The sequence below is a fragment of the Streptomyces fagopyri genome, assembly GCF_009498275.1.
GTDB classification, from domain to species: Bacteria; Actinomycetota; Actinomycetes; order Streptomycetales; family Streptomycetaceae; genus Streptomyces; species Streptomyces fagopyri.
The window spans coordinates 1,239,137-1,262,664 of record NZ_CP045643.1 but is presented as its reverse complement, the minus strand read 5'-3'; the positions used below and the strand labels follow the sequence as shown (position 1 = coordinate 1,262,664).

24 protein-coding genes and 1 pseudogene are annotated in these 23,528 nt (G+C 72.4%); 15 read left to right on the top strand and 10 right to left on the bottom strand.

Annotated elements, in window-relative coordinates:
- Positions 1-152: 152 nt before the first annotated feature.
- The 3 genes and pseudogenes from GFH48_RS40045 to GFH48_RS05360 all read right to left on the bottom strand — a co-directional run.
- Positions 153-887 (bottom strand): annotated as a pseudogene (locus GFH48_RS40045) (PP2C family protein-serine/threonine phosphatase); the annotation flags it as partial.
- Positions 888-1,858: 971 nt separating this feature from the next.
- Positions 1,859-2,413, bottom strand: a complete 555-nt coding sequence (locus tag GFH48_RS05365; RefSeq protein WP_153287151.1) for a TetR/AcrR family transcriptional regulator — start codon at positions 2,411-2,413, stop codon at positions 1,859-1,861.
- Positions 2,410-2,772: a DUF1304 domain-containing protein gene (locus GFH48_RS05360; protein ID WP_153287150.1), complete on the bottom strand. Its 363-nt coding sequence runs from the start codon at positions 2,770-2,772 to the stop codon at positions 2,410-2,412. Before GFH48_RS05360 ends, GFH48_RS05365 begins: the two co-directional genes overlap by 4 nt.
- Positions 2,773-2,925: 153 nt before the next feature.
- Between GFH48_RS05360 and GFH48_RS05355 the strand changes: the two genes are divergently transcribed.
- From GFH48_RS05355 to GFH48_RS05330, 6 genes are all read left to right on the top strand, one after another.
- The gene (locus GFH48_RS05355; RefSeq protein WP_153287149.1) at positions 2,926-4,518 is read left to right on the top strand and encodes an oxidoreductase; all 1,593 of its coding nucleotides are present in this window, start codon (positions 2,926-2,928) and stop codon (positions 4,516-4,518) included.
- Between the two features lie 206 nt (positions 4,519-4,724).
- Positions 4,725-6,437, top strand: coding sequence for a sensor histidine kinase (locus GFH48_RS05350; RefSeq protein WP_153287148.1), 1,713 nt, complete (start codon positions 4,725-4,727; stop codon positions 6,435-6,437).
- A 5-nt stretch (positions 6,438-6,442) separates the two neighbouring features.
- Positions 6,443-6,853 carry a roadblock/LC7 domain-containing protein gene (locus GFH48_RS05345; protein ID WP_153287147.1) on the top strand — a complete coding sequence of 137 codons (411 nt, stop codon included), beginning with the start codon at positions 6,443-6,445 and terminating at the stop codon, positions 6,851-6,853.
- Positions 6,850-7,224: a DUF742 domain-containing protein gene (locus GFH48_RS05340; RefSeq protein ID WP_153287146.1), complete on the top strand. Its 375-nt coding sequence runs from the start codon at positions 6,850-6,852 to the stop codon at positions 7,222-7,224. Before GFH48_RS05345 ends, GFH48_RS05340 begins: the two co-directional genes overlap by 4 nt.
- Positions 7,205-7,810 carry a GTP-binding protein gene (locus tag GFH48_RS05335; protein WP_153287145.1) on the top strand — a complete coding sequence of 202 codons (606 nt, stop codon included), beginning with the start codon at positions 7,205-7,207 and terminating at the stop codon, positions 7,808-7,810. The genes GFH48_RS05340 and GFH48_RS05335 overlap by 20 nt, the downstream gene beginning before the upstream one ends.
- Positions 7,807-9,252: a cytochrome P450 gene (locus tag GFH48_RS05330; protein WP_228120369.1), complete on the top strand. Its 1,446-nt coding sequence runs from the start codon at positions 7,807-7,809 to the stop codon at positions 9,250-9,252. Before GFH48_RS05335 ends, GFH48_RS05330 begins: the two co-directional genes overlap by 4 nt.
- 228 nt (positions 9,253-9,480) lie before the next feature.
- Here GFH48_RS05330 and GFH48_RS05325 read toward each other — a convergent pair whose 3' ends face one another.
- The 3 genes from GFH48_RS05325 to GFH48_RS05315 all read right to left on the bottom strand — a co-directional run bounded on the left by GFH48_RS05325 (position 9,481) and on the right by GFH48_RS05315 (position 13,989).
- A complete protein-coding gene (locus GFH48_RS05325; protein WP_153287144.1) occupies positions 9,481-10,512 on the bottom strand; it encodes a 7-epi-alpha-eudesmol synthase in 1,032 nt (343 codons plus the stop codon).
- 312 nt (positions 10,513-10,824) lie between these two features.
- The gene (locus GFH48_RS05320; RefSeq protein ID WP_153287143.1) at positions 10,825-12,453 is read right to left on the bottom strand and encodes an amidohydrolase; all 1,629 of its coding nucleotides are present in this window, start codon (positions 12,451-12,453) and stop codon (positions 10,825-10,827) included.
- Between the two features lie 42 nt (positions 12,454-12,495).
- Positions 12,496-13,989 carry an APC family permease gene (locus GFH48_RS05315; RefSeq protein WP_153287142.1) on the bottom strand — a complete coding sequence of 498 codons (1,494 nt, stop codon included), beginning with the start codon at positions 13,987-13,989 and terminating at the stop codon, positions 12,496-12,498.
- A 117-nt stretch (positions 13,990-14,106) separates the two neighbouring features.
- Here GFH48_RS05315 and GFH48_RS05310 point away from each other — a divergent pair, with 117 nt between their 5' ends.
- The 3 genes from GFH48_RS05310 to GFH48_RS05300 all read left to right on the top strand — a co-directional run bounded on the left by GFH48_RS05310 (position 14,107) and on the right by GFH48_RS05300 (position 15,884).
- The gene (locus GFH48_RS05310; RefSeq protein ID WP_153287141.1) at positions 14,107-14,826 is read left to right on the top strand and encodes a TetR/AcrR family transcriptional regulator; all 720 of its coding nucleotides are present in this window, start codon (positions 14,107-14,109) and stop codon (positions 14,824-14,826) included.
- A gap of 123 nt (positions 14,827-14,949) precedes the next feature.
- On the top strand, positions 14,950-15,411 hold the full coding sequence (locus GFH48_RS05305) for a pyridoxamine 5'-phosphate oxidase family protein (protein ID WP_153287140.1): 462 nt from the start codon (positions 14,950-14,952) through the stop codon (positions 15,409-15,411).
- Positions 15,412-15,491: 80 nt separating this feature from the next.
- Positions 15,492-15,884 (top strand): VOC family protein, encoded by a 393-nt coding sequence (locus GFH48_RS05300; protein WP_153287139.1) that lies wholly within the window; start codon positions 15,492-15,494, stop codon positions 15,882-15,884.
- Positions 15,885-15,919: 35 nt separating this feature from the next.
- Here GFH48_RS05300 and GFH48_RS05295 read toward each other — a convergent pair whose 3' ends face one another.
- Positions 15,920-16,246, bottom strand: coding sequence for a DUF4235 domain-containing protein (locus GFH48_RS05295; protein ID WP_153287138.1), 327 nt, complete (start codon positions 16,244-16,246; stop codon positions 15,920-15,922).
- Here GFH48_RS05295 and GFH48_RS05290 point away from each other — a divergent pair.
- Positions 16,245-17,426, top strand: a complete 1,182-nt coding sequence (locus GFH48_RS05290; RefSeq protein ID WP_153287137.1) for a cation diffusion facilitator family transporter — start codon at positions 16,245-16,247, stop codon at positions 17,424-17,426. The genes GFH48_RS05295 and GFH48_RS05290 overlap by 2 nt on opposite strands.
- Before the next feature lie 198 nt (positions 17,427-17,624).
- Here GFH48_RS05290 and GFH48_RS05285 read toward each other — a convergent pair whose 3' ends face one another.
- Entirely contained in the window at positions 17,625-18,068 is a 444-nt protein-coding gene (locus GFH48_RS05285; protein ID WP_153287136.1) for a nitroreductase family deazaflavin-dependent oxidoreductase, read from the bottom strand.
- Positions 18,069-18,241: 173 nt separating this feature from the next.
- Between GFH48_RS05285 and GFH48_RS05280 the strand changes: the two genes are divergently transcribed.
- Complete coding sequence (locus GFH48_RS05280) at positions 18,242-18,748, top strand: nuclear transport factor 2 family protein (protein WP_407698611.1); 507 nt, start codon at positions 18,242-18,244, stop codon at positions 18,746-18,748.
- A gap of 152 nt (positions 18,749-18,900) precedes the next feature.
- Here GFH48_RS05280 and GFH48_RS05275 read toward each other — a convergent pair whose 3' ends face one another.
- Complete coding sequence (locus GFH48_RS05275; RefSeq protein ID WP_153287134.1) at positions 18,901-19,533, bottom strand: LysE family transporter; 633 nt, start codon at positions 19,531-19,533, stop codon at positions 18,901-18,903.
- Positions 19,534-19,954: 421 nt separating this feature from the next.
- Here GFH48_RS05275 and GFH48_RS05270 point away from each other — a divergent pair, with 421 nt between their 5' ends.
- Complete coding sequence (locus GFH48_RS05270; protein WP_153287133.1) at positions 19,955-21,142, top strand: cytochrome P450; 1,188 nt, start codon at positions 19,955-19,957, stop codon at positions 21,140-21,142.
- A gap of 13 nt (positions 21,143-21,155) precedes the next feature.
- Entirely contained in the window at positions 21,156-21,377 is a 222-nt protein-coding gene (locus tag GFH48_RS05265) for a ferredoxin (RefSeq protein WP_194280500.1), read from the top strand.
- A 208-nt stretch (positions 21,378-21,585) separates the two neighbouring features.
- Here the strand turns inward: GFH48_RS05265 and GFH48_RS05260 are convergent, their stop codons facing one another.
- Positions 21,586-22,200 (bottom strand): TetR/AcrR family transcriptional regulator, encoded by a 615-nt coding sequence (locus GFH48_RS05260; RefSeq protein ID WP_153287132.1) that lies wholly within the window; start codon positions 22,198-22,200, stop codon positions 21,586-21,588.
- Positions 22,201-22,310: 110 nt separating this feature from the next.
- Between GFH48_RS05260 and GFH48_RS05255 the strand changes: the two genes are divergently transcribed.
- The gene (locus GFH48_RS05255) at positions 22,311-22,769 is read left to right on the top strand and encodes a nuclear transport factor 2 family protein (protein WP_153287131.1); all 459 of its coding nucleotides are present in this window, start codon (positions 22,311-22,313) and stop codon (positions 22,767-22,769) included.
- A 169-nt stretch (positions 22,770-22,938) separates the two neighbouring features.
- On the top strand, positions 22,939-23,487 hold the full coding sequence (locus GFH48_RS05250; RefSeq protein WP_153287130.1) for a flavoprotein: 549 nt from the start codon (positions 22,939-22,941) through the stop codon (positions 23,485-23,487).
- Positions 23,488-23,528 lie beyond the last annotated feature (41 nt).

Genomic DNA, 23,528 nt, shown 5'->3' with positions numbered 1-23,528 from the left:
GTCTGTGCTCCCGTTCCCGCGGGTGGGCGTACGGCCTGCGGCGAGCGGGGGGTGGGGTCGGCGCGGCGGCCCGCACGCGCCGAGGCCGGTGTTCGGGGCGTTCCCGGTTCACGTACCCGGGACGGCGTGGGGCCGGGGGTCCGCCGAAGGGCGATCATGGCGGCGTCGTCGCCCAGGGGGCCGCTGATGTGCTGGGAGAGGTCGCCCTGGACGTACCGGAGGAGCTGTTCGGGGTCGGTGCCCGTCCAGGAGGCGACTCGTTCCTTCAGGGGGTAGAAGATGCCCGCCCCGTCGCGGGCTTCGGTGATGCCGTCGGTGTAGAGCATCAGGACGTCCTCGGCGGTGAAGGGGAAGGTGTCCTGGTGGTGGTCGCGGGCGGAGAGGCTCCCCAGACCCAGGGGCGGGCTGCAGCGCCGGGGCTTCAGGAGGGTCACGCGGCCTTCGCGCGAGAGCAGCGGCGCGGGATGACCGCAGCTGACCGCGTGGACGACCCGTTGGTCGTCGGGGATCTCCAGCAGCAGAGCGGTGACGAAGCGTTCACCGGCCTCGTGGTCGGATTCGTGGACCTCCTCCAGGTGGCTGCGCATGCTGGCCTCCAGGTGGGCGGCCACTTCGGGGAGGGTGGGGTAGCAGCGTGCGGCCTCCCTGAAGGCGCCGAGCGCCGCCGCCACCTCGTGTATGCCCTGCAGTCCCTTGCCGCGGACGTCACCGATCAGGATCCGCGTGGCACCAGGGACACGGGCGGCCCCGTACAGGTCGCTGCCGACCGTGGCATGCGCGTCGGAGGCTTGATACGTGACCGCGACACGCAGCGGACCGAGGCGGCCGGGAAGGGGACGCAGAACGACCCCTTGAGCGATTTCCGAGACGGCGCGCAGGGTGTCCATCTCCACGCGGTGACGCTGTCGCAGGGTGCAGAAGACGATGACGACCGCACAGATGACGAGCATGGCGACGGAATGCGAGGCGGTGGCGAACGGCAGCCGGGGGCAGCCGAGGCCGAGGCCGATTCTGGCCGCGCCCGACACGAGGACGACTCCGGCGGTGAGCGCGGGGCCGGCCGATGTCGCCGCCGCCGCCGAGACACCGGCGAGCAGGGTCGCCCACCCCATGGGCGGGACGAAATCCCCTTCGAGGACGATGGCGCCCACCAGTACCAGGAGTACGGCGGCCGGCCGCAGCCGTGACCGGGGGGAGGTGTGGCGGACACCGGTCCGACCGGCGCCGGGGCCGGCGTTCGACCGGGAGGTCATAGCGGGGTCGGGGAGGGTCGGAGAGGTGATCACGCACTGTTCCTTACGGAGTCGGGGACCACTGCCCGGCTTGTCGGGCGCGGAGGGCGACCGAACGGGCTGGTGCGCTCCGGGCGAAGTCACAGCCTGCGTCTTTCCAGATATGACCGCTTATGTCTTTAATTTGTGACATCGGTATCGACAGGCCGGATCTCGCCCTGCGGCTTCGGGTCCCGGCTCTACGGCTTCGGGCCCCACGGCTTCGGGCCCCACGACGTCGGGCCACGACGTCGGGCCACGACGTCGGGCCATGACGTCGGGCCATGACGTCGGGCCATGGCGTCGGGCCATGGCGTCGGGCTATGGCGTCGGGCCATGACGCGGGACTACGACCGCGGACCACGACCGCGGGCCGCGACTCCGGGGACGGCTACGGGTCGCGACCACGTACTACGGACCGTGGTGACCGCTCCCCGCCTGGCCGGCTCCCGCGTCACCGCGGGGAGTGGCCTCCGAGATCGCCGGCCCGTGAACGGCGTCGGTGGTGGCCGAACCCCCACGCGGTGGAGACGTGGTCAGGGGAGAGGGGTGAGGGGTGAGGGGCGCGGTGGCCTGTGGGCGGGCTGTCACCGGCTCATGTGCAGGGTCACCAGCAACTGCCACACCTGGTGGGCGACTTCCTCCGGGGTGCCCTCCAGCAGGCCGTGCAGCCAGTCCGCGAGCACCCCGGCGAAGGTGGCGGCGACCGCGGAGGCGACGAGGGCGGCGTCCGGGGCGCCCGCGAGGGTCCGTTCGGTCAGACTGCGGGCGCGCAGGTCCCGGTGCAGCACATGACCGAGCGGGCCGCCTCCGCCGGGGCTCAGGAGCGCGCGGTAGAGGCCGGTGTGCGGCGCGAGGCCGGTGAAGAACGAAAGGAGCGCCGGCGGCGCCGACACCGGGTCGGGCCGCCCGCGCCACGCGTGCAGCGCGTCCACGGCCTCGCGTACGACATCGGCGCAGGCGTCGACCGCGAGCGCCTCCAGGTCGGCGTAGTGGACGTAGAACGTGGCCCGGCCCACCCCGGCGCGGCGCACCAGCGCGGCGACGCCGACCTCCTCCAGCGGGCGCTCCGCGCACTCCGCGAGAAGCGCCCGGCGCAGCCGCTCCCGGGTGCGGGCCGCCCGGGGGTCCTCCCGTGTCACCGGGCGGCGAGGACGGCGGCCAGGGCGAGGGCGCCGGGCAGTGCCTGCGCGAAGAGGATGCGCCGGTTCGCGGTGACCGCTCCGTACACCCCGGCGACGACGACGCACACCAGGAAGAAGACCCGCACGCGGAAGCCGGTCGGATCGTCGGCGAACAGTCCCCACACCAGACCCGCGGCGAGGAAGCCGTTGTAGAGCCCCTGGTTGGCGGCCATCGGCGCGGTCGCCCGCGCCATCTCCGTATCGAAACCGTGCAGCCCCCGCCCCGGCTTCTTCTCCCACAGGAACATCTCCATCACCAGGATGTACACGTGCAGCGCGGCCACCAGACCCACCAGCACGTTCGCGACCGTCTGCATCGTCGGCAAGCTCCCTCGTGTGATCACAACTCCTGGACAGGCGTCCACTATAGCTGGACATCTGTCCAGGAAGTCTAGGTGGACTTCTGGTTGCCCCGTGCGCCCCCTGGGTAGGGCGATGCAGCGGTTTCCTTTGCCGGAGGGGGAGTTCAGGTGTCGGGCAGCCTCGCGCCAGGCGGATGGAGCGGCAGTGAGCGGGGAATGTGGGCCGCCTTCCGGAGGGGTGAGTGGTACGCGGACGGGGGCGAGGTACGGGCGACGGTCGTCCGCAGGCTGCTCCTCGCGCCACCACCCGCCGAACCGGGCCACCTCCCCCGGCTGCGGCTCAGGGACGTACGGATCAGCGGGCGGCTCGACCTCGCGGAAGCCGTCGTCGCCGGGACCCTGCGGCTGCGCAACTGCCGCTTCGAGCAGGTTCCCTGCCTCGACGGTGCGGCACTGGGCGCCCTCGAACTGCGGGACTGCCGGCTGCCCGGACTCTCCGGGGTCGGCGTCACGATCGGCGGGAAGTGCGAGATCACCGGGTGCCGGGTGGAGGGTCCCACGGATCTGTACGGCGCCTCGATCGGCGGCACCCTGCACCTGGAGCACAGCCGTCTGACCGGGCACGGTGAGCGCCGCGGCGAACGCGCCCTGCAACTCCTGTGCGCCACGATCGGCGGCGACATCCAGGCCGGTGCGGGCTTCCACGTCAACGGCTGCACCGACCTGCGGGACACCTCCGTACGCGGCAGCGTCGTCCTCACGGGCGCCCGGCTGCGCAACCCTACGGGCACGGCGCTCAAGGCCAACAGGCTGCACATAGGTGGGAACCTGAGCTGCCGGGGCGGGCTCGTCGCCGAGGGCACCGTCGACCTGTGCGACGCCCGGGTGGGCGGTGGTGCCCTCTTCGAGGACGCCTCGCTCTCAGCCGAGCACGGGCCGGCGCTGCGCGCCCACGGCATAGACGTAGGGGCCGAGTTCAACCTCTGCGACGGGTTCACCGCGCTCGGCAGGCTCTCCATGAGCAGCATCACGGTGCGCAGCCGGTTCTGCTTCAAGGACGGTCTCATCGACACCCCCGCCGGACAGCCCGCGCTCATCAGCCGGCGCTCCACCGCCTCCGAACTCGACCTGCGCTTCAGGGAACCCGTCAAAGGAGTGGTGTCCCTCAGCCACACCCGCGTCACCGTGCTGAACGCCACCCCGGAAGCCTGGCCCGGGGCGCTGCGCATGGACGGCATGGTCTACGACAGCCTGCTGCCCGAACTCCCGGCCCGGCAGCGGCTCCCGCTGCTCGCCCGCGACCCCGAGGGGTTCACCCCGCAGCCCTACGAACAACTGGCGGCCACCTACCGGCAGCACGGCCACGACCGCGACGCCCGTACGGTGCTGCTCACTCAGCAGCGCAGGCTGCGTGGCACGCTGCCGTGGCCGGGACAGGTGTGGAGCGGCTTCCAGGACCTCACCGTAGGCTACGGGTACCGGCCGATGCGCGCCGTGTGGTGGCTGTGCGCGATCATGCTCAGCGGGATCGCGCTCTTCACGCGCTGGCCTCCGCAGGCGGTCGACCCGGGCAAGCCACCCCACTTCCAGGCGGCCATCTACACCTTCGACCTGGTGCTGCCGCTCGTCGACTTCGGGCAGGAGCAGGCGTTCAGTCCACGGGGCGGGCTGCAGTGGGCGGCCGTGGTCCTCGTCTGCCTGGGCTGGCTGCTCGCGACGACGGCCGCCGCGGGCGCCAACCGTGTGCTCCGCAGGACCTGACACGCGCCGGTGTCTCCTGCCGGAGAGTGATCGAATACGCGCCGGTATGCGGCTCTCGGTTGATCCTTTTGATCTAGAACCCGATAAGCTCCCCTGGAACAAGGCGAGTTGAGACGGACACACTCGATCGTCCCGTGCCGCGCGTGCGACGCGTACGGCGCCCGCACACCCCCTGTGTTCGCGCGTGCTGGTTTTGAAGGATGCAGATGGAACTCGCCACTTCGCCCCCGGCGGCGCGGGCACCCGTCGCCTGGTACAGCTGGTGGCTGATGCCGGTCGCGCTGGGAGCCGGAACCGTCGCCACCGCGGTCGCCGGACCCGACCAGGTCCAGATCCCCGCGGCCTTCGCCGGTACGGCGGCCACCGCGGCCGGTGCGATCTGCGTACGGCTGCTCCTGCGCACCCGCTCCCAACTGCTGCGGACCGCACACGACATCGGCGGCGCGCGGGACGAGCAGGCCCAGCAGTGGCAGCAGCACGTGGCGGGCCTGGAACGGAAGTTCGCAGCCGAACGCGCCGTCCTGGACGCCCAACTCGCCGGGCAGGCGGACACGTTCGAGGCTCGACTCGCCGAACAGAAGGGCACGTTCGAGGCCCGGCTCGCTGAACAGGCGCTGACCCACGACGCGCGGGTCGCCGAGCAGGCCGAGGCCCACGAGACCGGGATCGCGGCACGGACCCAGGTCTGGCAGGAGCGGCTCGCGGTGCAGCTGGCGGTCGTCGGCAGGCTCGGTGACACGTATCTCCCCGGCGCCCTCGAACGCCTGCGGGCCGGGGAGGCCATCGACGACATCCTGCCGGAGGTGGCGCGGGAGACGGACGCGAGCCCCGAACTCCGCGCCGAACTGCGGAAGATCCTGCGTACCGCGCTGATCGGCGTCGAGACGGAGTTCGACCGCTCCACCTCGGCCGAGCAGGCCGTGATCAGCATCGGCAGCCGTATGCATGTGCTGACCGGCAAGTTGCGCGGCCGGCTGCACGAGATGCAGGGCGAGCACGGCCGGCTGCCCGCGGTGGCCCGGAGCCTGATGGAGCTGGACCAGGAGATCGGCCCCGCCGACCGTCTCGCCGCCAGTATCGGTGTGCTCGGCGGCTCGGACCGGCCCGGACGTCAGTGGCAGGAGCCGCAGCGGCTGCTCAGCGTCGTACGGGGCGGCATCGGCCGCATCAAGGACTTCGACCGCGTCCAGGTCCGTCATCTGCCCGAACTCGGGGTCGACGGTGCTCTGGTCGACCACCTCACGCTGATCTTCGCCCATCTCCTGGACAACGCGGCACGCTACTCGCCGCCCACCGAAGCGGTGGTCGTCTCCGGCCGGGAGGTACCCAACGGGGTCGGCGTCGAGATCCAGGACGCGGGCAAGGGGCTGAGCGAGGAGAAGAAGCGGGAGGCCGCGCGCACCCTCGCGGGCACCGAGGCCGGCGCGGGTCTCGGCGGCATCTCGGAGGACGCGAACCTCGGCCTGCGCGTGGTGGGCACGCTGGCACGCCGCTACGGCATCCGGGTCACCTTCGCCGACTCGCCCTGGCTCGGCACCTCGGTGGTGGTCGTCGTACCGCACAAGTACTTCAGTCCGCTGCCCGCGACCGTCACCGATCCCGCCCCGCCCGCCGCGATCCCGGGCGCGGCGGGGCCGGACACCACTCCCGGCGGACTTCCCCGGCGCCGCGGCAGGCGGACCGGAGCGTCGGAGCCCCGCCCCGATGGCGCGCCCGGCCCCGATGGCGCGCCCCGCACCGACGCGGCACCTCGCCCCGATGCCGCGCCCCGAACCGAGGAGTCCGTGGCCGTCGTACCCCCCGACGCGTCCTTCGCCGGTCTCGCCGCCTTCGCCGCGGCCGGACGGGAGAGCGCACCGGCGCACGGGACGGCCGCGGGACGTGAGTCCGACGAACACCGCACCGAAGAGAGCGACTAGTTCACATGACGCAACAGGGAACCGACGTGAGCTGGGCGCTTCGCGACCTCACGGAGAGCATCAAGGAGATCCGCTTCGCCCTCGTGGCTTCGAGCGACGGCAAGGCGATCACCTCCTACGGTGCCGACGACCCCGACGACGTGGACCGGTTCGCCGCCGTGGTCGCGGGTCTGCAGGCGCTGGCCCAGCCGGTGGCGGAGCAGTTCCCCCGCTACGCCGGGGGGCTGCGGCTGGCGATGATCGAGGTCGACGGCGGTCATCTGTTCGTGGTGCGCGCCGGGGTGGAGACCTACCTCGGGGTGCTGGCCAGGGAAGGCCTCGACCAGGGCCTTCTCGGTCACCAGATGAGGGATCTGGCCCGCAGGATGGGCGAACTCCTGGGCACCGAGCCACGGTTGGAGGAGCACTCTGGATGAGTGCGCCCCGCCGGCCCACGGACCCGTCCGGCCTTGAGCGTTACTACGTCCTCACCGGCGGACGCAGTGGGCCGGGCGGCGGTCCGGCGGCGGGCCTCGACGTCGCGACCCTCATCGTCTCCCGCGGCGTACCCGACCCGGGCATGCAGCACGAGCACGAGGAGATCCTCCGGCGTTGCCGTGAGCCGCTTTCGGTGGCCGAACTCGGCGCCCACCTCCGACTTCCCTTCAACATTCTCGCGGTGCTCCTGGCCGATCTGCTGGACGCGGACCGCGTCGAGGCCCGCCATCCCCTACCGGCGCCGGACACCGGTCGCGGGCCCGGCCGCGCGCTCCTCGAGGAGGTACTCCGTGGACTCCAAAGGCTTTGACCGTCCCGGCCGGGGGCCGGACCGCGGCCCCCGCTCGGTGAAGGTGATGATCGCCGGCGGCTTCGGTACCGGCAAGACCACCCTGGTGGCTTCGGTCAGCGACATCAAACCGCTGACCACCGAGGAGTCGCTGACCGAGGCCGGCGCCGGCCTCGACGACCTGATCGGTGTGACCGGCAAGACGCGGACCACCGTCAGCATGGACTTCGGCAAGATCTCCCTCAACGACGAACTGGTGCTGTACCTGTTCGGGACACCGGGCCAGGAGCGGTTCTGGTTCCTGTGGAACGGCCTGTTCAAGGGCGCCCTCGGGGCGGTCGTCCTGGTGGACACCCGGCGGCTGGCCTCCAGCTTCCGGGCCATCGAGGAGATGGAACGGCAGGACGTGCCCTTCGTGATCGCGCTGAACGTCTTCCCGGACTCGCCGCGGCATCCGGTCGAGGAGATCCGCGACGCCCTCGACCTTCCGGCGCACACCCCGATCGTCGCCTGCGACGCCCGAGACCGGATCTCCAGCCGTGACGTCCTCATCGCGCTCGTACGCCACTTGCAGGAACGCTCCGCCGCCGCTCGGGAGACGCGATGAACGACCGGCTCGCGCACGGTCCCGGTGCTCCCCGCGGCTGCCCGGTCGCACACGGCGAAGCGCATGGCGAAGCGCATGGCGAGGGACGCGGCGATGCGAACGACGGCACGATCGGTGGCGCGATCGCCGGCGTCCCCGACCTCGTGGGCCATGACACACCGGTCCGCCCGGACGATGACGCACCGGTCCGCCCGGACGGCGGCGACCCCGGCCGCGCGGACGGCGGGGCGGCGGACGGCGGCGGTCCGACCCGGTTGTACGGACCGGGGTCGGCGACCGATCCGTACGGGATCTACGCCCGGCTGCGCGCGGAGTACGGGGCGGTGGCCCCGGTTGTCCTGGAGGGCGACGTTCCCGCCTGGCTCGTCCTCGGCTACCGGGAGAACCGGCGGGTGCTCGACAACGCGCATCAGTTCAGCCGGGACGCCCGTGTCTGGCGGGACCGGAAGGAAGGCCGTGTCGACGACACGTCACCGCTGATCCCGATGCTGGGCTGGCGGCCCGACTGCGTGTCCCAGGACGGCGCGCCGCACCGCAGGCTGCGCGGCGCGGTCACCGACAACCTGCGGGCCCTCGCGGGACGTGGCATCCGGCGTCACGTCGCGCACTTCGCCCACCGGCAGATCGACGCGTTCGCCGGCAGGGGCAGCGCCGACCTGGTGAGCGAGTTCGCCGAGTATCTGCCGATGCTCGTCCTGACCCGGATGTTCGGACTTCCGGCGGCCGAGGGGCGCAACCTCGCCGTCTCCTGCGCCCAGGTGATCAAGGGCGGCGAGGACGCCCTCGCCCACAACGACCTGATCATGCGTATCCTCGCGGATCTCGCCGAGCGCAAACGCGCCGAGCCCGGCGCCGACTTCACGACCGGGCTGATCGCGCACGAGGCGGGTCTCGACGCGGACGAGATCCTCAGCCATCTGCGTCTGGTACTGATCACCGCGCACACCACCACCAGCAATCTGCTGGCCCGCGTGCTCCAACTGGTCCTGACCGACACCTCGCGGCTCGCCGGGCTGGTCGGCGGGGAACTCGACGTCTCCGCCGTCGTCGAGGAGGTGCTGTGGAACACCCCGCCGCTCGCCGTCCTGCCGGGGCGCTTCGCCGCCGTGGACCTCGAACTCGCCGGCCGGCGCATCAAGGAGGGCGACCTGCTGGTGCTCGCCCTCGGCGCGGCCAACCTGGACCCGGAGATCCGGCCCGACGCAGGTGTCTCGGTGCGGGGCAACCAGTCGCACCTGGCGTTCAGCGGCGGCGCGCACGAGTGCCCCGGACAGGGCATCGGCCAGGCCATCATCGGGACGGCCGTCGACGTCCTGCTGCACCGGTTGCCGGGCCTGCGGCTGGCCGTTCCGGCCGGGGAGCTGACCTCGACGGCGTCCACGTGGGAGGCCCGACTGGACCGGCTGCCGGTCGAGTTCGCGGCGCGGACCGAGGAGGAATGACGGCCGGGTCCCCGGCCGGCACGGGTGTACCGCTGGGACGGGTGTCCCGCTGGGACGGGAGTCCCGCCCGGCCGGTCGTCGGGACCGGCTGGACGTAGGGACCGGCCAGGCTCGCGGGCCCGGCCGGGCAATTGCTCCGGCGGACTGGTGACCCGGCCGGGCAGTCGACCCGGCGGGTTGGTGACCCGGCCGGGTCTTCGGCGCGGACGGCAGGGGTTCGCCGGGGTGTCACACCACCAGGAGGTCGTCCAGCGATCCCTTGCCGGCCAGTTCGGCCGTCACGGCCGGGCCGTCCTTCGCGGCGGCGTACCGTCCCGAGGTCAGCGCCCATTCGTAGTTCCCGCTGATCCAGTGCTGGATGGCCTCCACGCCCATCCGCACCCGGACCCGCTGCTCGGCGTCGAGGCCGAGCTCTTCGCACATCCGCGGGACGCGCGCCTCCAGTGCCAGGTACTCGTCGAGACGGTCCCTGGTCATCCGGTAGGCCTCCGCCGTGGCCTCTTCCCAGGTGCTGCCGCGCTGCCGGTGCAGCACGGCGATCAGGTTGTGGCCGTCGCCCCGGCGCCTCTCGCGTTCGAAGGAGTGGATGTCGTTCATGAACCCGATGGTGTCCGCGGCCAGGTCCCGCATCCGGACCATCAGTTCGTGCGCCTGGACCTGCGGCGGCACCTCGAAGCCGCGACTGCGTTCACCCGCGTCGATGCTGTGGTGGATGCCCACCGTGCGGCGGCGGAACTCCGCGTACTCCGCGAGGCCCAGCGTCCCCGCGAGGCCCCGGGCCGCCAGGTCCACCTCCTCCGTGTGCGCGACCAGGAACCGTCCCCACGAAGCGGCGAAGCGGGTCCGCCACGCCAGGGACATGCCGTGCGAGAGATGGGTCCAGACCTCGGCCCAGGCGACGGTGATCGGGCAGACCACGCGGGGCGCGGTGCCCGCCGGACGCAGCGGGGTGGCGATCAGCTCCCGGGCGACCTCCGCTATGCGGTCCGCGCGGTCCGGACTCGCGGTGTCGAACTGGTCGTCGAAGAGGAAGGCCAGCGAGAACCAGTTCATCAGGACGACCAGGTCGTCGGCGGAGGCGTGCGGGTAGGTCCGGGCCGCCGCCTCGGGAAGGTCCCAGGAGCGGTACTCCTCGAACCCGGCCCGGGAGCGCACGAGACCGCGCTCCCACACCCAGCGCAGATGGTGTTCCCGGGCTGACTCCAGGTGTGCGCTGACCGGGGTCCTGAAGGGGAGGTCGAACCTGACGTCCTGTGGCATCGGCGCCCTTTCTCGAGACGATTCACAGGCCCCCGCCCCTGCGAACGGGCGATCGGAGTCGATGCCCGGCAGCCCGAACTACGCGCGCCACCAACAGAGTTGACGACCTGTGCATGTCTCGGAACTGCCCAGAGCCTAAACGATCTTTGGTGTGACCTAGTCACCGTGCCCCGCCACCGTGCCCCGCCACCGCGTCCCGCCACCGCCTCCCGGCCGCCGTGCCCCGCCACCGTGCCCCCTCACCGTGATCCCGGCGCCGCGATCTCGTCACCGCGGCCTCGTGCGAGCCCTCACCGCCGCGGCCCGCCGCCGTCAGGCGCCCGGTGCCTCGTGGACGCGCTCACCCCCCACGTAGGTCAGCGCGACCCCGGTCGCGCCGATCTCCTCGGGCGCCCCGGCGTACGGGTCGCGGTCCAGCACCACGAGATCCGCCAGCGCCCCCACCCGTACGCTCCCGGTGTCGTCGAGATGGTTGGCGTACGCGGAGCCCGCGGTGTACGCGGTGAACGCGGCCGTCAGTCCGAGGCGTTCGGCCGGCAGGAACACCGGCCCCGTGCCGTCCGGGGCCACCCGGTTGACCGCGACATGGATGCCCTGGAGCGGGTCGGGACTGCTGACCGGCCAGTCGCTGCCCGCCGCGAGCCGGGCCCCGGACCGCAGCAGCGAGCCGAACGGGTACTGCCGGGCGGCTCGTTCGGCCCCGAGGAAGGGAATCGTCAGCTCGTCCATCTGCGGTTCGTGCGCGGCCCACAGGGGCTGGATGTTGGCCGTGGCGCCGACGCGCGCGAAGCGGGGTACGTCGTCGGGGTGCACGACCTGGAGGTGGGCCAGGTGCGGACGCGTGTCGCTCGGACCGTTCGCCTTCCGTGCCGCCTCGACCGCGTCCAGGGCGTCCCGTACGGCCCGGTCGCCCAGCGCGTGGAAGTGGCACTGGAAGCCGAGAGCGTCCAACTCGGCCACGTACGCAGGGAGTCGGGCCGGATCGATGAAACGGGTGCCACGATTGGCGGTGACGCAGCCGCACGTGTCGAGATAGGGGTCCAGCAAGGCGGCGCTGCCGTTCTCGGCGACGCCGTCCAGCATCAGTTTGACGCTGGTGGCGCGGAACCGACCGTGGCTCAACGCGGCCCGCCGCGCAACGAGTTCGGGAATCTGCTCGGCCCCGCGCTCCCGGTCCCACCACAGCGCGCCGACGACCCGCGCGGTGAGCGAGCCCTCGCGGGCCGCTGCCAGATACGCGTCCGAGGGGTCCTCCATTCCCACGAAGGAGCCGACGAGCGCGTCCTGCCACGCGGTGACGCCGAGCGCGTGCAGGTGCCGCTGGGCGCGCAGCAGCGCGGCGAGCCGGTCGGCCGGGGTGGCCGGGGGAGCGAGCCGGCCGACGTACCGCATGGCCCCCTCCTGGAGCATCCCGGTGGGTTCGCCCGAGACGTCCCGTTCGAAGCGTCCGTCGGCCGGGTCGGGAGTGTCGCGTGTGACACCCGCCAGTTCCAGGGCGCGGCTGTTGGCCCAGGCGCCGTGGTGGTCCCGGTTCGGCAGGTACACCGGCCGGTCGGGCACGACCGCGTCCAGCACCTCCTTCGTCGGCGTACCGCCCTCGAACGCCTCCATGGACCAGCCGCCGCCGGTGATCCACTCCCGGTCGGGGTGCGCGTCGGCGTAGGCCCGGACGGCGCGCACGGTCTCCTCTGCGGTGCGCGCGCCCGTCAGGTCGCACCGGGCGAGTTCCAGCCCCGCCGGGACCGGGTGGAGGTGCGCGTCCTGGAAGCCGGGCAGGAGCAGCCGTCCCGCGAGGTCGACGGCCTCGGTGCGGGGGCCGGTCAGATCCCGTGCCGCGGCCCCGACGGCGGTGATCCGGTCGCCGGTGACGGCGACCGGGGTGACGGTGGGGCCCTCGGGGGTGAGGACCGGTCCACCGGTGAACAGGAGGTCAGCGTGCATGTGTCCGTTCCTTGGTCGGGTGTCGGCAGTGCGGGGGAGGGGTCAGCGGAGTGCGGCCGGCACGGGGGCGGAGTCCGCGTCGGTAACGCGGCCGGTGCGGAAGTACGGGGATCTGCGCACCCACTTGGCCCAGGCGGCCGCCACGAATCCCGAGACGATCATCAGGGTGGGCACGAGGAGCAGGAACCACCCGTTGTCCGCGCTGACTTCGAGATGGTCGGTGGAGGTGTAGAAGGACCAGGCGAGATATCCACCGAGGCCGAGCAGGGCCGCGGCGCTCAGGGAGGGGAGCACCACGGCCCGTGTCCCCGTCCGCCAGTCCTCGCGCAGCAGGCCGCGGAAGCGCGCCGCGGCCGCCAGGGCGGTGAGCGCGTAGGACAGGGCGACGACGATCCCGACCGCGTTCACCGTCGCCATGATCATGTCGGCGAGCCGGGGGATGACCAGGGCGAGGGCCGCCACCGCCGCCGCCAGCGCGCCGATCAGCAGGGTCCCGGCCGCCGGAGTCCCGTACCGGGAGCTGACCTTGGACCACACCGGACCCAGCGTGCGGTCCCGGCTCATCGCGAACATCCCGCGGGCCGTCGGGATCACGCCCGCCTGAAGCGAGGCGACGGCCGAGAACATCAGCGCCACCAGTGGCAGCGCCGCGAGCGGCATGGAGGCGAGACGGTCACCGAAGAACGCCAGCCCCTGGGCGCCATGCCCGACCAACTCGTCCTCGGACAGGACGCGTTGGAAGGCGACCGAGCCCAGGAGGAACAGTCCGAGCATCGTGAGGAGGGTGATGGTCCCGGCCCGTGAGGCGTCCTTGGGGTCACGTACCTCCTCGTTCACGGTGAACGCCGCCTCGAACCCCCAGTAGCAGAACACCGACAGCAGCATGCCCTGCGCCACGGCCGTGGCCGAGGGGATCTGGAACGGGTCGAACCAGCTCAGCCGGAAGGCGTGCGGACCGGTGACGATGCCGTATCCGCAGAAGCCCAGCAGGACGACGTACTCGAAGACCAGCAGCCCGCTCTGCAACCGGGCGGCGGTTCTGACCCCGGTGACCGCCGTGAGGGTGACGGCGACCAGGACCACGACGCCCACCGCGGTCGTCTGGGCGGTGGAGCCCGGGTCCAGCGCGAACCCGGCCACCTCGTGCACGCCCGCCTCGCCCGCGAGCTGGATCACGGCCGAGCCGGTCACGGCGGTGGTGTAGGCCAGAAAGGCCACGGTGGCAACGATGTTCACCCAGCCGACCAGGAAACCCAACCAAGGAGTGAGTGAACGGCCCACCCACACATAGCCGTTGCCCGCGTTCGGCTCCACCCGGTTCAGGCGGGTGTAGGCGCCCGCGATCCCCAGGACCGGGAGGAAGGCCAGCAGCATGATGGCGGGCAGATGCAGACCGACCACGCCCGCCGTCACCCCCAGCCCGATGCCGATGCTGGTGGTCGCCGCCGTACTGGACGCCGCGATCGCGACGCCGTCCACCACACCGAGGGACTTGCGCAGGGACGGGGGATCCGCACCGTACGGCTTCTGCGTCATGGCTGCTCCGATCGCACCCGGGGCCTGATTCCGGCCCGATGACCGGAAATGAAACTGCTCGGAGCCTTAACAGGTCAACGCCGTTGACATAAGGTGCCCGCACCGGAGGGAGAGCCCATGGCCGAACGAGTCGTCCCACCCGCCGCCCGGCGGCGCAGACGCCCCACCAAGACGGGTGTCGTCCTCTCGGAGGAGCTCATCGTCGAGACGGCGCTGCGGCTGCTCAAGGAGCACGGCGCCGACGCCCTCACCGTCCGCCGCCTCGGCCTCGCCCTGGGCGCCGACCCCACCGCGCTGTACCGGTACTTCCGCGACACCGACGACCTGCTGCTCGCCATCGCCGACGAACTCATCGGCCGTACGCTGCGCACCTGGCGTCCCACCGGGGACTGGCGGGCCGACCTGCGCGACCTCGGCCTGCGGATGCACTCCGGATCGCTCGCCCATCCGCAGGCCGCGGTGCTCAGCACGTACCGCGTCACGGGCCGGGTCCACGAGATCGCCGCGGTGGAGACGATCCTCGGTGTGCTGCGCGGCGCCGGTTTTCCCGACGCCGAGGCCGTACGGATCTACCACGCCTTCGTCGACCAGTCGCTGGCCTTCGCTGCCCTCGACGCGGCGAGCGTGGCCCTTCCCCGGGCCGCTCGCGAGGCGGAGGCGGGGGTGTGGCGGGCGACGTACGCGCGACTGTCCCCCGACACGCACCCGCACATCGCGGCGACGGCGCGTCACCTGGTGGCGGACATGCGGCGCAGCGCCTACCCCGAGGCGCTCGACCTGCTGCTGACCGCGGCGGCGGCCCGGCTGGACGAGATCCGGCGGCCCCCGCGGACGTAGCGGACCCGACGGACGTCGACGTGGACGGGGCCGGAGGGACCCCGGCCCCGTCCCACCGCCGGATGCTCCCTCGTCATCCCACGGGCCTGCCCTTCCCCACCGCCCTCAGGAGGCCGACCGCACATGACCCCGCCCGCCCGCACCTTGAAGCAGCGCACGCAGGACACGCTCCACCGGCTGGAACACGACGTCGACGTCTGGGTGTCCACGGCGGATCTCGAGGGGGCGGCGCCCTACCTGATCCCGCTGTCCTACCTCTGGGACGGCACGACGGTGCTACTGGCCACGCCCGGCGCCAGTCCGACGGGCCGCAACCTGCGCGCGACCGGCACGGTACGGCTGGCCTTCGGGCCCACCCGCGACGTGGTCGTCGTCGACGGCGTCGCCGAGACGCTGGAACCAGCCGGTCTGCCGGCCGGTGTCGGCGACGCCTTCGCCGAGCGGACCGGGTTCGACCCGCGCCGTCTCACGACCGCCTACCTCTACTTCCGGGTCACCCCGCGACGGGTGCAGGCCTGGCGCGAGGCCGACGAGATCGCCGGCCGTGACCTCATGCGGGACGGCGAGTGGCTCGTGGACGACTGATTCCGTGGGACGGGGTATCCGGGAGGCGCGGGGCAGCGACGACCCAGGCGGCCGCGCCCCCGATCCCCTACGGAGGAAGCATGGCACTGGTCATGGCAGGCGTGGTGGTGCTGGACTGCGCCGAGCCCGAGAAGCTCGCCGCGTTCTACCGGGAACTCCTCGACGGCGAGGAGACGGACACGAGCGCGAACCGCATCGACATCAGGGGCGCGGACGGGACCCGGATGGGGTTCCGCAGGGACCTCACGGCGACGCCGCCGAGCTGGCCGCGCCCCGAGAACTCCCTCCAGGCCCACCTGGACTTCCAGGTGACGGACCTGGACGAGGCGGAACGCCGGATCATCGGTCTCGGCGGCCGCCCCATCGAGACCAAGGACGCCGCGGGACCCTTCGAGGAGCGGGGCTACGCCGACCCGGCGGGGCACTCGTTCACCCTGTGCCGTACGCCCACCATGGCGCCGAAGCTGGGCTGAACCCGCCGTCGCCCCCGGCCCCGCGGACACGGTCGTCAGCTCCCGCCACCCCGGATTCCCTTGCTCTTGCCCTTGCCGGGGGACGGCCAGACCCCTGTCGAACGTTCGACGGCCTTCGCGCCCGTGCGGTCCGCCGCGCTGCGGGCGACGGCGAACAGCGCGCCCTGGAGGGCCGCGGCGAGCAGCACCTCACCCCAGCCGCGGTCCTTGTCCAGCGCGTCGGGCGCGTCCTCCTCGTGACGCACCGCCTTCCACGCCGCCTCGAAGGCCAGCCCGGCCAGGGCTCCGCTCGCCCAGCCCAGCGCGAATCCCAGCGGCTTGTAGGCGAGAGGGAGTTTGAGTTTCTTCCGCTTCTTGGGCATGTGGGTCTCCTCCTGTGGTCCGAGACGACGGTGCCACCGAATCCGGACGTCTGGAAGAGGGCGGCACGGTCCGCCGAAGTGTGAGCCGCGCGGGCCTGGGCAACCGGACGGGGTGAATCGGACATCGCAGGACCGGTCGGACCGGCCGAAGCCGTCGGCGCAATCCACGGAACCGAGGGAGCCGGCGCGGTCGGAGCCGTCACCGAAGCCGAAGGGTCAGGACCACGGGACGCGTCTGACCGTGCTCGTGGCCCTCGGAGCGAACCTCCTGATCGCCGTGGCCAAGGCGGTCGGCGGACTGTTCACGGGCTCTCCCGCGCTGCTCTCCGAGGCGGCGCACTCCGTGGCCGACAGCCTGAACGAGGTCTTCCTCCTCGCCGCCCTGCGCCGCAGCCGCCGGCCCGCGGACAGCCGGCACCCGTTCGGCTACGGCAAGGAGAGGTTCTTCTGGTCGCTGCTCGCCGCCGTCGGCATTTTCGTGATGGGCGGCTGTTTCTCGTTCTTCCAGGGCTTCGAGGCGCTGAAGAACGGCGGCGAGGAGTCGTCGAGCGGCTATGTGGCGGGGCTGGCGGTCCTGGTCGTCGCCCTGCTCGCCGAGGGCGCGTCCCTGTTCCGCGCGCTCCACCAGGTGCGTGGGCAGGGCGGCGCCGGAAGGCTGCGCGACCCCGCTCTGCGCACGGTGGTCGCCGAGGACGGCACCGCCGTGCTGGGCGTGACATTCGCGATCACCGGCATGGCACTGCACATGATCACCGGGCAGATCGTCTGGGAGGCCTCCGCGTCCTTCGCCATCGGAGCGCTTCTGGTGGGCGTCGCCTTCTGGCTGGGCCGCGACGCGCGCGAGCAGCTCATCGGCCGCGCCGCCGACCCCGAATCGAGCGGCCGGATACGCGCCCTGCTGGAGGCGCAGCCCGAGATCGACAGTGTGGAGGCGCTGCTCACCATGGAGATCGGCCTCGACTCGACCCTGGTCGCCGCGCGGATCGACCTCGTACCGGGTCTGGACAGCGAGGAGGTCGAGGAGGTCGCCGTCCGCATCAAACGCTCCGTCGCGCACACCGTGCCCGAGGCCGACCAGATCTTCCTCGACGTGACCGACGCGGCGGCGGCACGGTCCGCGTCGCGCGGGGACGGGTACGCCGAAGGCCCCGACGCGAGAGGGGAACGCGGCGGGGCCTGACTCTGGGCTGCCCGGAGGGCGACGGCTCCTGCGCGGCATGTCCGCGGGATCTCGGCGGCTGCCCCGGGCCCCCTTCGAGGACCTCGGCGCGCACAGCGCCGGGATCCCCCGGTCGGGCGCGGCCGGGACCCCGGTCACGCGCCGTGCGTCGCCGCCCGCGCGTCCGGGCCGCTCAGTCCGTCGGCTCCAGCACGAAGATCAGTCCGTCGGCTCCAGCACGAAGAGGGGGATCTCGCGGTCCGTCTTCTTCTGGTAGTCGGCGTACGAGGGGTACGCCGCGACCGCGCGCTCCCACCACTGGTCCTTCTCCGCGCCGGTGACCTCACGCGCCCGCAGGTCCCGGCGCCGGGCGCCGTCCTGGAGCTCGACGTGCGGATCGGACTTCACGTTGTAGTACCAGACCGGATGCTTGGGGGCTCCGCCGAGCGAGGCGACCGCCGCGTAACGGCCGTCGTGCTCGACGCGCATCAGCGGGGTCTTGCGGATCTTGCCGCTCTTGGCACCGCGGGTCGTGAGAATGATGACCGGCAGTCCCGTGTCCTGAAGCGTGGTCCCCTCGGTGCCACCGGAGCTCTCGTACAGCTCCACCTGTTCGCGCACCCACTGCGTCGGGCTGGGTTCGTACTCACCCTCAAGAGGCATGACTTCCGTCCCATCTCGCGTCGTACTGGTCCTGTCTCGGCATGATTCAACACCAGTGCGGACGTGATTCATCCGCATCATGACCCCGCGGGTAATCGCGGACGCGGGACACGTGCGGGACGGTGGGGACGTTCCCGGACGAAGACCACGCGGAGGCGGCCCCCATGCCGGCAGTGACCACACACGTTCCGACGACCCGTGCCGTGACCGAGGAGCTGCTGCGCCGGATCGGCTCCGGCCTCCCCGAACGGATCGCCGAGCTCTACGCCGAACGGATCGACTGGCAGCTCGACTGGCCGCGGGACGAGCACGGGCGCGCCGCGACCCCGTGGATCCGTCCGCGGTCCACCCGTGCCGACGCGGCCGACCACTTCCGTGAGCTGGGAGCGCACCACCTGCCCGGAGCAGCGGACACCACGGTCGAACGGATCCTCGTCGACGGTGCGGAGGCCGTGGTCCTCGGAGAGATCCGGCAGACGGCGCGGGTGACAGGGCGCCCCTACCGGGCCCGGTTCGCCCTGCACCTGACGGTCGAGGACGGTCTCGTCGTACGGCATCACGTGTACGAGGACAGCCTCGCGGTGGCCCGCGCCTTCGCACCCCGCGCCGACGCCCGGCCGGGCGCGCCGGGCGGTCCGGGCGCGCCGGGCGGTCCGGCGGCACCTCGTCGCGACCGGTGACGTCGGCCGCCGACGCGGCGGATACGCGCGGCGCGTCGCGGTGGAGCGGAGCAGGACGAAGGGTCACCGTCGACCCAGGCGGGCAGGCGACCAGGCGAGGCAGCGAGGCAGGCAGCCGAGGCAGCAAGGCCGGCCGCTGCGAGTCCGCGTGGTCACGGCGACGCCGCGAGCATCCGCACCGCGAGCACCATGATCACGGTGCTGGACGCGAGCGCCGTCACCAGCCGACCCCGGTGACCCGTCAGGACCCGCCCCAGCAGCGCGCCGCCCCCGGCGATCAGCAGTTGCCAGCTCGCGGACGCGACGAACGCGGCGAGCACGAACACCCCCTGCTCCAGCGGCCGTACCGCCTCGGACGTACGGCTGCCGAGGACCAGCGCGGCGAAGTAGACGATGGTGGTGGGGTTCAGGAGGGTGATGCCCAGCAGGGTCAGATACGCCCGCGCCGGGTGCGCCGGATCCTTGGTGGAGCGGGCGGTGAGCCGCCGCTCGCGGTACTGGCGCAGCGCGGTGACGGCGCCGCGTACCGCCAGGGCGGCCAGGACCAGCCCGGACGCCACGCGCAACGGCACCAGCACCGGCTGGAGCGCGGCGGCGAGGGCGGCACCCCCGAGCGCGGCGACCAGGGCGTACACCCCGTCGGCGGTCGCGATGCCCAGGGCGGCGGACCCGCCGATCCGCAGTGACGTACGAGCGGTGAGGGACACTAGATAGGTCGCGACCGCTCCGACGGGGATGGCGATGCCATAGCCCGCGAGCAGCCCCGCGACGAGCGCGGCGGTCACGATCGGGGAAGCGTAGGCCTCCGCGGTCGGCCGGGCTGCTGCTGGACCCGCACCGGACGAGTGGCGGCGGAGGTCGGCGGCAGGAAGGCTTCGAACATGGACATGCGCAGATCCTCGGGCCTCGGCGGCGGCCCGTGCAACCGAATTACGAGGGTCGTTTCCGGGGTCGCCAGGGACATCGCCGAGCCACGTGCGACGGGCGTCCAGCATGGCCGGTGCGGGCGGTTCGAGCCATGGGCACCGCGGTGCGCCGCCCCGCCGGCCCACCGGAGCCCGGCCGGCGCCCCGCCGGGCGACGGCGTTCGGCCAGACCGCCCGACCGGCGCATCTGGCCGAACTTCGAGTGGCTCTGTAGATGCCTGGGGCATCTAATGAGAGCGGCAAGATCGGTAAGAGGGAACCATCGCATGCGAGGTCACTCATGACAGAATCCGTTGCCTTCCCCCAGGACCGCACGTGTCCTTACCACCCGCCCACCGCCTACGACCCCTTGCGCGAGGCGCGCCCCCTGTCGCGGGTCTCCCTGTACGACGGCCGCAGCGTGTGGGTGGTCACCGGCCACCGCACCGCCCGTGATCTCCTCACCGACCCACGGCTGTCGTCCGACCGCACCCGTCCGGCGTTCCCGATGCCGACGGAGCGGTTCGCCTCCGCCCGCGACCGCCGGGTGGCACTCCTGGGGCTCGACGACCCCGCGCACCACACCCAGCGCCGCATGCTGGTCCCCAGCTTCACCCTCAAGCGGATCGGGTCCCTGCGCCCGCGCATCCAGGAGACCGTGGACCGGCTGCTCGACGCGATGGAGGAGAAGGGCCCGCCCGCCGAGCTGGTCGGCGACTTCGCGCTGCCCGTGCCGTCGATGGTGATCTGCGCACTGCTCGGCGTCCCCTACGCCGATCACGAGTTCTTCGAGGAGCAGTCCCGCAGGCTGCTGCGCGGCCCCGCCGCCGCGGACACCCAGGACGCCCGTGATCAACTGGACGCCTACTTCGGGTCGCTCATCGACCACAAGCAGAAGCAACCGGGCGACGGGCTCCTCGACGAGCTCATCCAGGACCGGCTGCGCGAGGGCGCGGTGGACCGCGAGGAGCTGATCAGCCTGGCGACGATCCTGCTGGTCGCCGGCCACGAGACCACCGCGAACATGATCTCGCTCGGCACGTTCACCCTGCTCAGGCACCCGGAGCAACTGGCGGAGCTGCGCACGGAGCCGACGCTCGTCCCCGCCGCCGTCGAGGAGCTGCTGCGCTTCCTCTCCATCGCCGACGGGCTGCTGCGGGTCGCCACCGAGGACATCGAGGTGGCCGGGGCGACGATCCGCGCCGACGACGGAGTCGTCTTCTCGACCTCCGTCATCAACCGTGACGAGCACACCTTCCCGGAGCCGGACGCCCTGGACTGGCACCGTTCGGCCCGTCACCACGTCGCGTTCGGCTTCGGCATCCACCAGTGCCTCGGCCAGAACCTCGCGCGTGCCGAGATGGAGATCGCCCTGCTGTCGCTGTTCGACCGGCTGCCCGGACTACGGCTGGACGCCCCCGCGGATGACATTCCCTTCAAACCCGGCGACACGATCCAGGGGATGCTGGAACTCCCCGTGACCTGGTAAGAGGCTGACAGGCATGACCATCGACATCGCCATCGACAAGGACGTCTGCATCGGCGCGGGACAGTGCGCGCTGACCGCACCGAGCGTCTTCACGCAGGACGACGACGGATTCAGCGAGGTGCTCCCCGGCCGCGCGGACGGCGACGGTGACCCACTGGTCCGGGAGGCCGCGCGGGCCTGCCCGGTGGGCGCCATCACCGTCACCGAGAGCGGAGGACACCTCTCGCGGACCTGAGGACACCGGCCGCGGACCCGAGAAAACCTGCCGTGGGCCCCGGAACCTGGGCTCCGGAACACCCGGAACACCCTCCCGTGGACCCGAGGACACCGTCCTCGGGTCCGTCCGTCGGGGCTTCGGGGCTTCGGGGCTTCGGGACTTCCGGGCTTCGCGACTTCCCGGCTTCGGGGCCTGCCCCGAACCGGTCGCCTCGGCTTCCCGCCGGTCAGGACGCCGTCGGGTCCGTCTCCGCGCAACCGGCGCGGCGGCCGGCCGAGATGAGCGTCGAGACCGCCGCTGCCGCGTGCCCGGCGGCCCGCGCCTCACGGGTGATGCCCGCGGTGACCATGGCTCCCTCGGCGAGCAGATACACCTGGTCGGTGAGGGAGCCCGGCAGCCCCGCGGCTGTCACCAGGCCGTCCAGATAGTCCCTGAACGCCTGTTTGTGGGCGCGGACCTGGACGCTCACGCGCGGTGAGGTGGCGCCGAGTTCGCCGTAGGAGTTGATCCAGGCGCACCCGTGGAAGTCCGGTTCCTCGAACCACAGCCGGAGCCAGTCGAACACGGCCAGGATCCGTCGCTCGGGCTCCTCGTGCCGGTCGACGTGCTCGGCCAGCCGGCCCCGCCAGCGGAGGTCGCGCCGCTCCAGGTAGGCCTCGACCAGCAGCTCCTTCGCGGGGAAGAGCTGGTAGAGCCGCTTGAGGGAGACACCTGAGGCGCCCCGGACGTCGTCCATCCCGACGGTCTGGATGCCGCGCGCGTAGAACAGCTCCTCCGCGGCGTCCAGCGCCTGTTCCCGGGCCTGTGCGAGGGCTTGTCCGTGCGCGCTCGTGATGTCCATGGGCAGGGGGCTCCTTGACGCGAGAACCAACGTTCTCTAGGTTAGCAGCCAGTCTGGAGAACGCACGTTCTCCCTCTCGTCGTACCGCGCGTCCGCAAAGGAAGCCGCCCATGTCCGCACGCCCGCCCCTGCCGCCCTTCACCCGTGAGACCGCCCTCCAGAAGGTCCGGGCCGCCGAGGACGCCTGGAACACCCGCGATCCCCACAAGGTCTCGCTCGCGTACTCCGAGGACTCGGTCTGGCGCAACCGCGACACGTTCGTCACCGGCCGCGCCGCGATCGTCGAACTGCTCACCGCGAAGTGGGAGCGCGAGCGGGAGTACGCCCTGCGCAAGGACCTCTGGTCCTTCGACGGCAACCGCATCGCCGTCCGCTTCCAGTACGAGTCCCGCGACGCGGACGGCCGGTGGTGGCGCTCGTACGGCAACGAACTCTGGGAGTTCGACGGCCAGGGGCTGATGACCCGCCGCGAGGCGAGCATCGACGACGTGCCCATCGAGGAGAAGGACCGCCGGCTCTTCGGCCCGCGCTCCGACGCCGAACGCGGGGCGTCCCTCCCGCTGCGGTAGGGCCGCGACCGCGAGGGGGTCCGGCGGCTCCGGTGGGCACCGCGGCTCCGGCCAGGAGAACACGGAACGGCCTCCCGGGATCGGGGGGGGGTGGCGCCGGGTTCCCGGGACGGAGCCGGGTTCCCGGGACGGCGCCGGGTTCCAGGGGCGGCCCCTTTAGGGTTCCGGGGTGACCGGAGACAGCGGGAAGACCCCCGCCGCCAAGCCCTTCCTCTACGTCGTCGTCTGCGCGGCGGGCATCGCGCAGGACGTCGGCAGGCTGATCGCCGCCGCGCGGGAGCGGGGCTGGGAGGCCGGCGTCATCGCCACCCCGCAGGGACTCGGGTTCCTCGACACGGCGGCGGTCGAGGCGCGGACCGGCCGTCCGATCAGGTCCGCGTGGCGGGCCCCGGGCGACCCGCGCCCCTTTCCGGCCCCCGACGCGGTGGCCGTCGCCCCGGCCACCTTCAACACCGTGAACAAGTGGGCCGCCGGCACAGCGGACACCCTCGCCCTGGGCACCCTGTGCGAGGCGTACGGTCTCGGCGTCCCGATCGCCGTCCTGCCCTGTGTGAGCGACGCGCTGGCGGCCCACCCCGCGTACGGCGCGAGCCTCGACCGGCTCCGCGGCATGGGCGTCCGGTTCGGGGACCGGTACTCGGGGGAGCCGGACGCGGACGGACGGCGCCCGGAGTTCCGCTGGGAGCGGGTGCTGGACCTGCTCGCCCCCCGCGCCTGACGGCGGACGGTACGGCGGCGGGACGGCGGGCGGGTCCGCCG